The sequence below is a fragment of the Pseudomonas sp. Irchel s3a18 genome, assembly GCF_900187535.1.
GTDB lineage: Bacteria > Pseudomonadota > Gammaproteobacteria > Pseudomonadales > Pseudomonadaceae > Aquipseudomonas.
In genome coordinates this window covers 1-12,456 of the sequence record NZ_FYDV01000013.1, presented here as the reverse complement: position 1 = coordinate 12,456, position 12,456 = coordinate 1, and the positions used below count along the sequence as shown (strand labels likewise).

Annotated in this window: 11 protein-coding genes and 1 pseudogene; 9 read left to right on the top strand and 3 right to left on the bottom strand. The window is 58.7% G+C overall.

All coding sequences use genetic code 11. The features are described from left to right. Positions 1-10 precede the first annotated feature (10 nt). Positions 11-355 (bottom strand): pentapeptide repeat-containing protein, encoded by a 345-nt coding sequence (locus CKW29_RS17685; protein ID WP_095080862.1) that lies wholly within the window; start codon positions 353-355, stop codon positions 11-13. 90 nt (positions 356-445) lie between these two features. Next, a complete protein-coding gene (locus CKW29_RS17680; protein ID WP_095148898.1) occupies positions 446-2,002 on the bottom strand; it encodes a bifunctional aminoglycoside phosphotransferase/ATP-binding protein in 1,557 nt (518 codons plus the stop codon). Positions 2,003-2,119: 117 nt separating this feature from the next. On the opposite strand from CKW29_RS17680, the gene mrcB reads away from it, so the two are divergent. The 9 genes from mrcB to msrQ all read left to right on the top strand — a co-directional run bounded on the left by mrcB (position 2,120) and on the right by msrQ (position 12,005). Next, entirely contained in the window at positions 2,120-4,441 is a 2,322-nt protein-coding gene (gene mrcB, locus CKW29_RS17675; protein WP_095145525.1) for a penicillin-binding protein 1B, read from the top strand. A 16-nt stretch (positions 4,442-4,457) separates the two neighbouring features. Then, a complete protein-coding gene (locus CKW29_RS17670) occupies positions 4,458-5,204 on the top strand; it encodes a M48 family metallopeptidase (RefSeq protein ID WP_095145526.1) in 747 nt (248 codons plus the stop codon). Next, positions 5,204-5,539, top strand: coding sequence for a YqcC family protein (locus tag CKW29_RS17665; protein WP_095145527.1), 336 nt, complete (start codon positions 5,204-5,206; stop codon positions 5,537-5,539). Before CKW29_RS17670 ends, CKW29_RS17665 begins: the two co-directional genes overlap by 1 nt. 483 nt (positions 5,540-6,022) lie before the next feature. Next, positions 6,023-7,747, top strand: a complete 1,725-nt coding sequence (locus CKW29_RS17660) for an acetolactate synthase 3 large subunit (RefSeq protein ID WP_095145535.1) — start codon at positions 6,023-6,025, stop codon at positions 7,745-7,747. Positions 7,748-7,749: 2 nt separating this feature from the next. Continuing rightward, complete coding sequence (gene ilvN / locus CKW29_RS17655; protein ID WP_003205610.1) at positions 7,750-8,241, top strand: acetolactate synthase small subunit; 492 nt, start codon at positions 7,750-7,752, stop codon at positions 8,239-8,241. A gap of 47 nt (positions 8,242-8,288) precedes the next feature. Further along, complete coding sequence (gene ilvC / locus CKW29_RS17650) at positions 8,289-9,305, top strand: ketol-acid reductoisomerase (protein WP_003228216.1); 1,017 nt, start codon at positions 8,289-8,291, stop codon at positions 9,303-9,305. 145 nt (positions 9,306-9,450) lie between these two features. Continuing rightward, on the top strand, positions 9,451-10,308 hold the full coding sequence (gene pssA / locus CKW29_RS17645) for a CDP-diacylglycerol--serine O-phosphatidyltransferase (RefSeq protein ID WP_095080871.1): 858 nt from the start codon (positions 9,451-9,453) through the stop codon (positions 10,306-10,308). 63 nt (positions 10,309-10,371) lie between these two features. Next, positions 10,372-11,385, top strand: coding sequence for a protein-methionine-sulfoxide reductase catalytic subunit MsrP (gene msrP / locus CKW29_RS17640; RefSeq protein ID WP_095145528.1), 1,014 nt, complete (start codon positions 10,372-10,374; stop codon positions 11,383-11,385). After that, entirely contained in the window at positions 11,385-12,005 is a 621-nt protein-coding gene (msrQ, locus tag CKW29_RS17635) for a protein-methionine-sulfoxide reductase heme-binding subunit MsrQ (RefSeq protein ID WP_095145529.1), read from the top strand. The genes msrP and msrQ overlap by 1 nt, the downstream gene beginning before the upstream one ends. A gap of 119 nt (positions 12,006-12,124) precedes the next feature. On the opposite strand, the pseudogene CKW29_RS25855 reads toward msrQ, so the two are convergent. Further along, positions 12,125-12,456: pseudogene (locus tag CKW29_RS25855) on the bottom strand (hypothetical protein); the annotation flags it as partial.

The following is a 12,456-nucleotide window of genomic DNA, read 5'->3' as shown; positions in this document are numbered from 1 at the left end:
ACCCCGCGCGTTAACGGGTACGGTAGCGCAGACGCGTGCCGAAATTCATCGACATCAGAATTTCGTCGGCCGAGAGTTCAGGCGGGAAGTAAGTACCGGAGATTTGCGCATGGGCCAGGCTTGCGCCTTCCAGGGAGGCATGGCGAAAGTCGATGCCGCGCAAGTCGGCGGAACGGAAGTACGCATCACTGAAGTCGACACCTTCGGCATTCAGTTCGCGCAGGTCGAGGCCGCGAAAGTCGCCACCCACCATGTCGATGGGGCCGGTTTTCGGCCTTTCGCGATTAAAGCCTGTGATGTCGTCTTTATGCAGCAGGGCGTACAGCGGGGTGTCGAGAAGTCTTGGCTGGCTCATGGGGCGTCACCTGTTGGTTTTATGACGCCAGTATAGTGCCACTATCTTGCAAGCGCGAAGCCGGTCAGGGCTTCGCGCATGAAATAGTGCTTACAGGCCCGGCAGGCGCTGGCGGATTTGCGCCACTACCGTGTCGAGGGTGCCGCTTTCATTGGTCTGTACCCGTTTGCTGCAGAGGATTTCTGCGGGGGTCAGGGCCTCACGATTGGCTTGCTGCGCGGCGATGACCGCCAGGTTGGCGTCGGATGGATCGTTTTTGTCTGCTTGACGCTGGGCCAGCCAGCTCTCGATCACCGCTTGAGGTGCGTTGCAATCGAGGATCAGGAACGGGGCACCGGTGGCCTCGGCAATCTTCGCCGCGCCGTCGCGTTGTTCGCGCTTGAGGTACGTTGCGTCGAGCACGACCGGGAAGCCGGCCCGCAGGATCACATCGGCAATCTCGTGCAGGCGGGCGTAGGTGGCTGCGCTGGCGTCGGTGTTGTAGATGCCGGCTTGCGGATCGTTAGGCACTTGCTGTTCGCCGAACAGGCGCTTGCGCTCGACATCGGAGCGCAGGCGGATAGCGCCCAGGGCTTCGACCAGGCGCATGGCGACGCGGCTTTTGCCGACGGCGGAAACACCGTGGGTGATGGCCAGGAAGCGTGACGGAATGGTGCTGTAGCTTTCTGCCAGGTTGGCGTAGTTGCGGTACTGGCGCAGAGTGGTGGCGCGCTGCACCGGGGTGGCGTCGGCGGGCATGCTGAACAGGCTGACCTTGGCGCGAACCAGTGCACGGTAAGCCTTGTAGAAGTTCAGCAGTTCAAGACCCTGGTAGTCGCCGGTCAGTTCCAGGTACTGGCTCATGAAGCGGCGCGCCAGGCTTTTCAGGCCGCGGTCTTCCAGGTCCATCGCCAGAAACCCGGTGTCGGCATAAACGTCGGTGAAACGGAAGGGCTCGTTGAATTCGATGCAATCGAAAATCACCACGTTGCCATCAATCACGGTGGCATTGCCCAAGTGGATGTCACCGTGGCATTCGCGGATGAAACCTTCGGCCTTGCGCTGGGCAAACAGCGGCTTGAGGCGTTCGAAGCTGCTCTCGGCCCAGGCTTGCAAGGCCTCGAGTTGCAGCAGGTCGGCCTTGTCGCTGAGGAATGGGCGGATTTGCTCGAAGTTCTGGCGCACGGGGGCCATGACGCTGTCCGGGGTGCCGGCTTCATGGTCGGCCGGTACGCGCGGTGCATTGAGGTGGAAGCGGGCAATCTGGCTGGCCATCTGGTCGATGTGCGCAGTGGTCAGTTCGCCGTTGGCCTGCAGGGTGCTGAGCAGCTGGCTCTGCGGGAACTGGCGCATCTTCAGGGCGTAATCGAGCACCGGGCCGGTGCCGCCCAGTTGCGGTGCCTCGATGCTCCCGGTGATCGGCAGCACTTCCAGGTACAGGTCGCTGGTCAAACGCTGGTTCAGGCGCAACTCTTCGCCGCAGAAGTGCTCGCGTGCATCCAGTGCGGTGAAGTCGAGAAAGCCGAAATTGACCGGTTTCTTCACTTTATAGGCATAGGGGCCGGTGAGCAGCACCCAGGAGATGTGCGTCTCGATGACCTGGAATCCATCCACAGGATGCGGATAAAGGGCCGGGTTTTGCAGGGCAGCTATCAGGGATTGGCTCACGGGCGATCCTTCAGAGTCTGGGGAAATTCAAGGCCGCCATTATGGCCGCAAGTGGGGCCAACGCAAACCTCGCGGGGCTCATGTTGATCAGGAATAAAGTGCGTATAATCCGCCGCCATGACTCGTACCCGATCCCCCCGTACTGCTAAAAAACGTCCCTCCAATGGTCCGCGCCCTTGGCTGGCCTGGGCTTTAAAGCTCAGCCTGGTCGGCCTCGTGGTGCTCGCAGGGTTCGCCGTGTATCTCGATGCCGTGGTTCAGGAGAAGTTCTCCGGCAAGCGCTGGACCATTCCGGCCAAGGTTTACGCGCGCCCGCTCGAGCTGTTCGTCGGACAGAAGCTCAGCAAGGAAGATTTCCTCATTGAGCTCGATGCCCTTGGCTATCGTCGTGAAAGCGTGGCCAATGGTCCCGGTGCGGCAGCGGTCAGCGGCAACACCGTCGATTTGAATACCCGTGGCTTCCAGTTCTATGAAGGCATGGAACAGGCCCAGCCGGTGCGTGTGCGCTTCTCGGGTGACTATGTCGCCGAGCTGTCGGCGACCAACGGCGCCAAACTGTCGGTGGTGCGCCTCGAGCCACTGTTGATCGGTGGTCTTTATCCGAAAAATCTCGAAGACCGCATCCTGATCAAGATCGATCAGGTGCCGCCGTACCTGCTCGAGACGCTGGTGGCGGTAGAGGATCGCGATTTCTATAGCCACTTCGGTGTGTCGCCCAAGTCGATCATGCGGGCGGTCTGGGTCAACACCTCGGCCGGGCAGATGCGTCAGGGTGGCAGTACCTTGACCCAGCAACTGGTCAAGAACTTCTACCTGACCAACGAGCGCAGCCTGAGTCGCAAGCTGACTGAAGCCATGATGGCGCTGCTGCTCGAGTTGCACTACGACAAGCCTGAAATTCTCGAGGCCTACCTCAATGAAGTGTTCGTCGGTCAGGATGGCCAGCGCGCGGTGCACGGTTTCGGTCTGGCCAGCCAGTTCTTCTTCAGCCAGCCACTGGCCGAACTGAAGCTGCATCAGGTGGCGTTGCTGGTGGGCATGGTCAAGGGGCCTTCCTACTACAATCCGCGCCGTTATCCGGAGCGTGCGCTGGAGCGCCGTAACCTGGTGCTCGACCTGCTGGAACAGCAGGGTGTGGCCACGGCCGAGCAGGTCGCGGCGGCGAAGAAAATGCCGCTGGGCGTGACCAAGCGCGGCAGTCTGGCGGACAGCTCGTTCCCCGGCTTCCTCGACCTGGTCAAGCGCCAGTTGCGCGAAGACTATCGCGACGAAGACTTGACCGAAGAAGGGCTGCGGATTTTCACCAGTTTCGATCCGATCCTGCAGATGAAAGCCGAAGCTTCGGTCAGCGATACCTTCAAGCGCCTTGCCGGTCGCAAGGGCTCGGATGAAGTCGAAGCCGCGATGGTGGTGACCAACCCGGAAACCGGTGAAGTCCAGGCCATGATCGGCAGTCGCCAAGCGGGTTTCGCCGGTTTCAACCGCGCGTTGGACGCGGTGCGGCCGATCGGCTCGCTGATCAAGCCGGCGGTCTACCTGACCGCGCTGGAGAAGCCGAGTCAGTACACCTTGACCAGTTGGCTGTCCGACGAGGCCTTTTCGGTGAAGGGCGCCGATGGTCAGGTCTGGAAACCGCAGAACTATGATCGTCGCTCCCACGGTACGGTGTTCCTGTACCAGGGCCTGGCGCATTCCTACAACCTGTCGACAGCGCGCCTGGGGCTTGAAGTTGGCGTGCCGAACGTCCTGAAGACCCTCGGACGCCTGGGTGTGACCCGTGAGTTCCCGGCGTTTCCGTCAATGCTGCTGGGGGCCGGCGGCCTGAGTCCGATCGAAGTGGCCACCATGTATCAGACGCTGGCCAACGGCGGTTTCAATACCCCGATGCGCGGGATTCGCAGCGTGCTGACCGCCGAAGGCGAACCGCTCAAGCGTTATCCGTTCCAGATTCAGCAGCGCTTCGATCCGGCGTCCATCTACCTGATCCAGAGCGCCATGCAGCGGGTGATGCGCGAAGGTACCGGTAGCTCGGTCTACAACGTGCTGCCCAAGACATTGACCCTGGCGGGCAAGACCGGCACCAGTAACGACTCGCGAGACAGTTGGTTTGCAGGTTTCAGCCAGGATCTGCTGGCGGTGGTCTGGCTGGGCCGTGATGACAACGGCAAGACGCCGTTCACCGGTGCCACTGGCGCGCTGCAGGTCTGGACCAGTTTCATGCGCAAGGCCGACCCGCTGCCGCTGGATATGCCACAACCAGACAACATCGTTCAGGCCTGGGTCGACTCGCGTACCGGGCAGGGCTCGGACTCCAGCTGCCCTGGCGCCGTCCAGATGCCGTATATTCGTGGCAGTGAACCACCTCCCGGCGCCACCTGTGGTGGCGTAGACCCCGCGGTTGATTCGGTGATGGATTGGGTCAAGGGATGGATGAATTAAGCAAAGAGGGATTCAAGTGAACAAGTGGTTTATTCCAGCGGTGACGGTGACCGCTCTGGCTTTGCTCAGCGGTTGCTCCTCGGTGCAGCGTGGCTCGATTCCGGTGGTCGATTCGGGTACTACCGTTTCCAACAGCGAGCGTATCTCGGCCAATGGCGGCTTCCGTAAAAGCACCGTGACGCGTCCGGCGCAAGCGCAGACCCAGGCCATTCCCCAGGGTGATACTGGCGTGGTGGTGATGGTGCCGGGTGGCGGCGCAACGACATCGACGCCGATCAGTACTCAGCCGATCACGCCTGGCCCGGCCAGCTCGGGTCCGATTACCCCGGGCCCGGTCGATAGTGGGCCGATCAACCAGGGCAGCTACAGCATGCCGTCCTCGCCAAGCGGGATTCCTTCGGCGAGCAACAGCGTCGGAGGCTTGTCTGCCGATGAGCAACTGGACGGCCCGGTGCTGGCCTTGCTGACCACTGCCCAGCAGCAACAGGCCAGCGGTGACCTCAATGGTGCCTCTTCCAGCCTTGAGCGTGCCCAGCGGGTTGCCCCGCGCGAGCCGCAGGTGCTTTATCGCCTGGCGCAGGTGCGTATGGCCCAGGGCGATGCCGCGCAAGCCGAGCAGTTCGCCCGTCGTGGCCTGACCCTTGCCAATGGTCGTCCTGACCTGCAAGCCAGCCTGTGGGCGTTGATCGCTGAGGCCCGCGAGAAGCAGGGTGATGCCGCCGGTGCTGCTCAGGCTCGCCAGAAAGCCAAGGTTGCGCTCTGATGGATGTCCGTTTTTCGAAAATCGCCGACCAATTGTTGCTGATCGAGCGTGAGTTACGGCTTCAAGGCTGGTGGGACGATGTCCCGCCTAGCGCCGCCGCGCTGTCCAGCGTCGAGCCTTTCTCGGTCGATACCCTGGAATTTGAGCAGTGGCTGCAATGGATCTTCCTGCCACGCATGAAGGCGATCCTGGAGCAGGATCTGCCATTACCCAATGCCTCGGGTATTCAGGAGATGGCCGAGATGGTCTTCGGCGCTCGCAGTCTCCAGGGCAAGGACCGGCAGTTGCAGGTCCTGCTCAAGGAATTCGACCAGCTCATCAGCGCTTCTCGCTGACGCGATCACTGCCAGCGCTCGCTGGCAGTTCCTTCATATTCCTCAAGAAAATCCACTCTGCGGGCGTGCGCCTGTGCGTTCGCATGCCATTTCCTTGCCAAAAATGCGCAATTGAAGTTATCCGACCCGGGCTTTAGAGGTTTTTTCTTGCGTTCTCATGCGCTTAGTTCGAATTAAGCACATTGACGGCTTGACTTGCAGAGGGCGAAACAGAAGAATCCAAAGTCCGCTGTAGAGGGACTGCCAGAAGCAGACCCACTCGGCAGATCATGAGGCGCACATCCGCGCCGACCTGTTACACCCGCAACGCGTTACCTCGCGCTGGGTGGGAAAGCCCCGCAACACTTGGGACGATCCCAATACTTGCTCAGTCAGTGCTGACGTAGTCGGCGACCACCGTCGCTCATGCTCTGCTGGGAAGTAAACCTATTAAGACCCGTCCCCTTATGTGGGCGGTATTCTGGCGTTTTAGAGGTGAACAACGTGGAGCTTTTATCTGGCGGTGAGATGCTCGTCCGCTTTTTGCGTGACGAAGGCGTCAAATATATCTACGGGTACCCGGGTGGTGCTCTCCTTCATGTATACGATGCCCTGTTCAAAGAACCGGAAGTGACTCACATCCTGGTTCGTCACGAACAGGCTGCGACCCATATGGCTGACGGCTATGCCCGTGCCACCGGTAAAGCCGGTGTGGTACTGGTTACCTCCGGTCCGGGCGCAACCAACGCCATCACCGGTATTGCCACGGCCTACATGGACTCCATTCCGATGGTGATCATTTCCGGCCAGGTGCCTAGCACCATGGTAGGTACCGATGCGTTCCAGGAAACCGACATGATCGGTATCTCCCGGCCGATCGTGAAGCACAGCTTCATGATCAAGCACGCGTCGGAAATCCCGGAAGTCATGAAGAAAGCGTTCTACCTGGCGCAATCCGGTCGTCCTGGCCCTGTCGTTGTCGATATCCCGAAAGACATGACCAACCCGGCCGAGAAGTTCGAATACATCTTCCCGAAAAAAGCCAAGCTGCGCTCCTACAGCCCGGCTGTTCGTGGGCACTCCGGGCAAATCCGCAAGGCGGCAGAAATGCTCCTGGCGGCCAAGCGTCCTGTGTTGTACGCGGGCGGCGGCGTGATTCTCGGTGGCGGCTCCGCGCCGTTGACCGAACTTGCGCAAATGCTCAACCTGCCCGTGACCAATACCCTGATGGGCCTGGGTGCCTACCCTGGCACCGACCGTCAGTTCATCGGCATGCTCGGCATGCACGGCAGCTACACCGCCAACCTGGCCATGCACCACGCCGACGTGATCCTGGCAGTCGGTGCGCGTTTCGATGACCGCGTGATCAACGGCCCGGCCAAGTTCTGCCCGAATGCCAAGATCATTCACATCGACATCGACCCGGCTTCGATTTCCAAGACCATCAAGGCCGACGTGCCGATCGTTGGTCCAGTTGAAAGTGTCCTGACCGAAATGGTCGCGATCCTCAAGGAAATCGGCGAGACCCCGAACAAGGAATCCGTTGCCAGCTGGTGGAAACAAGTCGATGAGTGGCGCGGTGACCGCGGCCTGTTCCCTTATGACAAGGGTGACGGCAGCAAGATCAAGCCGCAGACGGTGATCGAGACCCTGTGCGAAGTGACCAAGGGCGATGCCTTTGTGACCTCCGACGTGGGCCAGCACCAGATGTTCGCCGCGCAGTACTACAAGTTCAACAAGCCTAACCGCTGGATCAACTCCGGTGGCCTGGGCACCATGGGCTTCGGTTTCCCGGCGGCCATGGGCATCCAGTTGAGCTTCCCGGATGCAGACGTTGCCTGCGTAACGGGCGAAGGCAGTATCCAGATGAACATTCAGGAACTGTCGACCTGCCTGCAATACGGTTTGCCGGTGAAGATCGTCATCCTGAACAACGGTGTTCTGGGCATGGTTCGCCAGTGGCAGGACATGAGTTACGGCAGCCGTCATTCGCACTCGTACATGGAGTCGCTGCCTGACTTCGTCAAGCTGGCCGAGGCTTATGGGCATGTTGGAGTGCGCATCACCGATTCGAAAGATTTGAAGTCGAAGATGGAGGAAGCGTTCGCCATGAAGGATCGCCTGGTGGTACTCGACATTTCGGTCGATACCAGCGAGCACGTCTACCCGATGCAGATCAAAGACGGCTCCATGCGCGATATGTGGCTGAGCAAGACGGAGCGTACTTAATCATGCGGCACATTATTTCCTTGCTTCTGGAAAACGAACCCGGCGCTTTGTCTCGCGTAGTCGGCCTGTTCTCGCAGCGCAACTACAACATCGAAAGCCTGACCGTGGCCCCAACCGAAGACCCGACCTTGTCGCGCCTGACGCTGACCACTGTGGGCCACGATGAAATCATCGAGCAGATCACCAAGAACCTGAACAAGCTGATCGAAGTGGTCAAGCTGGTCGACCTCTCGGAAAGCGCTCACATCGAGCGTGAGCTGATGCTGGTCAAGGTCAAGGCCACCGGCGCCCAGCGCGCCGAGATCAAACGCACCACCGATATTTACCGTGGACAGATCGTCGATGTCAGTGCCAGCGTGTATACCGTTCAATTGACCGGTACCAGCGACAAGCTCGACAGCTTCATCCAGTCCATTGGCACTGCCTCGATTCTGGAAACCGTACGCAGTGGCGTCACCGGGATTGCCCGCGGCGACAAAGTACTCAGCATCTAAACCCAATTCGCGCATGGCCTGAACGGCCAGATATAAAGGGGAAATTCATGAAAGTTTTCTACGATAAAGACTGCGACCTGTCGATCATCCAGGGCAAGAAAGTTGCCATCATCGGTTACGGCTCCCAGGGCCACGCCCAGGCGTGCAACCTGAAAGACTCCGGCGTTGACGTTACCGTTGGCCTGCGTAAAGGTTCGGCCACTGTTGCCAAGGCTGAAGCTCACGGCCTGAAAGTGACCGACGTTGCTTCCGCTGTTGCTGCCGCCGACCTGGTCATGATCCTGACCCCGGACGAGTTCCAGTCTTCCCTGTACAAGAACGAAATCGAGCCGAACATCAAGAAAGGCGCCACCCTGGCCTTCTCCCACGGCTTCGCGATCCACTACAACCAGGTTGTGCCGCGCGCTGACCTCGACGTGATCATGATCGCGCCGAAGGCCCCGGGCCACACCGTGCGTTCCGAGTTCGTGAAGGGCGGCGGTATTCCTGACCTGATCGCTATCTACCAGGACGCCTCGGGCAACGCCAAGAACGTTGCACTGTCTTACGCAGCTGGCGTGGGTGGCGGTCGTACCGGCATCATCGAGACCACCTTCAAGGACGAGACTGAAACCGACCTGTTCGGCGAACAAGCCGTTCTGTGCGGCGGTACCGTTGAGCTGGTCAAGGCCGGTTTCGAAACCCTGGTTGAAGCGGGCTACGCGCCAGAAATGGCCTACTTCGAATGCTTGCACGAACTGAAGCTGATCGTTGACCTCATGTACGAAGGCGGTATCGCCAACATGAACTACTCGATCTCCAACAACGCCGAGTACGGCGAGTACGTGACCGGCCCTGAAGTCATCAACGCCGAATCCCGTCAGGCCATGCGCAACGCCCTGAAACGCATTCAGGACGGCGAGTACGCCAAGATGTTCATCAGCGAAGGTGCTACCGGCTATCCTTCGATGACCGCCAAGCGTCGTAACAACGCTGCACACGGCATCGAGATCATCGGCGAGCAACTGCGTTCGATGATGCCGTGGATCGGCGCCAACAAGATCGTCGACAAAGCTAAAAACTGAGTCACGAATGAGTACGAAAAACGCGGCTTAGGCCGCGTTTTTTCGTTTGGATGGCTGGTTCTGGTATAAAGCTGCATCGTTTGCGATACGAACCGTTGTCGCAGGCACCTGTCGAAACTTTCCACACCGTTGCAAGGTAATGTCCATGAGCGAACGTCCCGAAGAGCCAAACAAGGCCTCTGACGCCGATAGCCTGCTACCGATCGATGAGCATGTCGAAGAAGGGCATGATGCTGAGGGCCGTAAAGTCCGGCATCGTGGCATCTATCTGCTGCCCAATCTGTTCACCACTGCGAACCTGTTCGCGGGCTTCTATTCCATCATCAACTCCATGAGCGCCCAGAGCGCCTTGAGTGCCGGTGATGCTGCCGGCGCCAGCAAGTACTTTGCTTTCGCGGCAATCGCCATCTTTGTCGCCATGGTGCTGGACGGCCTCGATGGCCGGGTTGCACGCATGACCAATACGCAAAGCGCGTTCGGTGCCGAGTACGACTCACTGTCGGACATGGTGGCCTTTGGTGTCGCGCCGGCCCTGTTGGCATTCGGCTGGGCGTTGGGCGATATGGGCAAGGTCGGCTGGATGGTTGCCTTCATCTATGTCGCGGGGGCGGCGTTGCGTCTGGCGCGCTTCAATACCCAGGTCGGTACGGCGGACAAGCGTTACTTCATTGGCCTGGCCAGCCCGGCGGCTGCCGGTGTGGTTGCCGGGATCGTCTGGGCCTTCAGTGACTACGGCATCCAGGGCTCCAAGATGTCGTTCCTGGTGGCGCTGATGGTGGCGGCGGCTGGCATGCTGATGGTCAGCAATATCAAGTACAACAGCTTCAAGGAGCTGGACTTGAAAGGGCGCGTACCTTTCGTGGCGATTCTGGCGGTGGTGCTGGTGTTTGCGGTGGTCTTCAGTGATCCGCCACGCATTTTGCTGCTGGTATTCCTCGTTTACGCCGCGTCCGGTCCGGTGCAGTACCTGTTGCACCTTCGTCGTCACAAAAACGTCGAGTGATGTAATTTCCCCCATACTCCGCAGTCTATTGGTGCATCTGTCCTCCAATGCTGCGGAGTTGCCATGTTATTCAAGTTCCCCAAGCCGTCTGACTGCCATGAGTCGGACGTCACGCCCGAATCCCTCTACCTCTCTCGTCGTAACGTTCTCGGTGCCGCTGTTGCCGGTTTGGCCGTGAGCAGTCTGCCGCGTTGGGCCAGTGCCGGTGATGTCGCGCGTTATGCGAATGTTGAGCCTGGCAAGGCGCCTTTCTGGTTTGCCGAGAAGCTTCCTTCTACCAAATGGGGGGCGGTCAACGTCAAGGACGAGGCGATCACACCATTCAAGGATGCCACCCACTACAACAACTTCTATGAGTTCGGCACCGATAAAGGTGATCCGGCCGCCAACGCTGGCGCTCTGAAAACCGAGCCGTGGAGTGTGGTGGTGGACGGTGAAGTGGGTAAGCCCGGTCGATATGCGCTGGAAGACTTCATGAAGCCGTATCAGTTGGAGGAGCGCATCTATCGTCTGCGCTGCGTAGAAGCCTGGTCGATGGTAATTCCCTGGATTGGTTTTCCCATCTCGGCATTGCTCAATCAGGTCGAGCCGACCTCCAGGGCCAAATACATTCGTTTTGAAACCTTGCAGGATCCCAAGAGTATGCCGGGGCAGCGCTCTGGATTCGCCCTGATCGACTGGCCTTATGTCGAAGGGCTGCGCCTGGATGAAGCGATGAATCCATTGGCGATTCTGGCGGTCGGGATGTATGGGCGTGAGCTGCCTAATCAGAATGGCGCGCCATTGCGGTTGGTCGTGCCGTGGAAGTATGGGTTCAAGAGCGTCAAATCCATCGTGCGTATCAGCCTGGTCAGCGAGCAACCGAAAACCACTTGGCAGAGTATTGCGGCCAATGAGTATGGTTTTTACGCAAACGTGAATCCGACAGTTGATCATCCGCGCTGGACCCAGGCCCGGGAGCGACGTTTGCCGAGCGGGCTGTTCAAGCCCAACGTGCGTGACACGCAGATGTTCAACGGCTACTCGGATGAAGTCGCTTCTTTATATGCAGGGCTCGATCTGAGGAAGAACTACTGATGCGATATCCGTTCTGGCGTATGGGTGTCTTTATAGCGGCTGCAGTGTGGCCGCTGCTCTGGTTGTACCAAGCCTTGGGGGATGTGCTGGGGCCTGATCCTGGCAAGGTGCTGGTTGACCGGTTGGGGCTGGGCACGCTTGTACTGTTGCTGATTACGTTAAGCATGACGCCTTTGCAGAAAATCACCGGTTGGGCGGGGTGGATTGCTGTCCGGCGGCAGTTAGGGTTGTGGTGTTTCGCTTATGTGGTTCTGCATCTGAGCGGTTATACGGCGTTTATCCTTGGCTTTGATTGGTCGCAGTTGGGTGTTGAGCTGCAAAAGCGCCCGTACATTATTGTCGGCACGTTGGGGTTTCTCTGTTTGTTGGCGTTGGCGGTGACATCCAATCGCTATAGTCAGCGACGTTTGGGGGCTCGCTGGAAGAAACTGCATCGGCTGGTCTATGTGATTCTCGGGCTTGGATTGCTGCATATGCTGTGGATCGTTCGCGCTGATCTGAAGGAGTGGGCTGTTTATGCATCTATAGGTGGTCTGCTGTTAATGCTTCGCTTGCCACCTGTAGTCCGTCGAATCCCTCGTTTCAAGGCTCGAAAAACACCTTCTGCAACAAAAGCGTAATTAACCCTTGACGGCAGATTCTGGAAGTCTATAATTCGCCCCACTTCCGGCGCAGTCGAAACGGAAAACTCCTTGGTAAACAAAGAGTTACGCAGTTTTCGGCGGCAAGTTGCTTCAGGTCATCGAAGTCGAAAGGAAGTTGAAAAAGAGGTGTTGACAGCAGTGTGTAACGCTGTAGAATCCGCCTCCCGCTGACGAGAGATCGAAAGCGCAAGTGGTTGAAGTTGCAAAGGATTCTTTGAAAACTTCTGAAAATAACCACTTGACAGCAACAGAGGCTGCTGTAGAATGCGCCGCTCGGTTGAGATGAAAGATCTTAACCAACCGCTCTTTAACAACTGAATCAAGCAATTCGTGTGGGTGCTTGTGCAGTCAGACTGATAGTCAACAAGATTATCAGCATCACAAGTTACTCCGCGAGAAATCAAAGATGTAACCAACGATTGCTGAG

Coding starts and splice junctions, on each gene's coding strand:
- CKW29_RS17685 (WP_095080862.1), bottom strand. CDS start 355: ATGAGCCAGCCAAGACTTCTCGACACCCCGCTGTACGCCCTGCTGCAT.
- mrcB (WP_095145525.1), top strand. CDS start 2,120: ATGACTCGTACCCGATCCCCCCGTACTGCTAAAAAACGTCCCTCCAAT.
- CKW29_RS17665 (WP_095145527.1), top strand. CDS start 5,204: ATGGATGTCCGTTTTTCGAAAATCGCCGACCAATTGTTGCTGATCGAG.
- ilvN (WP_003205610.1), top strand. CDS start 7,750: ATGCGGCACATTATTTCCTTGCTTCTGGAAAACGAACCCGGCGCTTTG.
- ilvC (WP_003228216.1), top strand. CDS start 8,289: ATGAAAGTTTTCTACGATAAAGACTGCGACCTGTCGATCATCCAGGGC.
- pssA (WP_095080871.1), top strand. CDS start 9,451: ATGAGCGAACGTCCCGAAGAGCCAAACAAGGCCTCTGACGCCGATAGC.
- msrP (WP_095145528.1), top strand. CDS start 10,372: ATGTTATTCAAGTTCCCCAAGCCGTCTGACTGCCATGAGTCGGACGTC.
- msrQ (WP_095145529.1), top strand. CDS start 11,385: ATGCGATATCCGTTCTGGCGTATGGGTGTCTTTATAGCGGCTGCAGTG.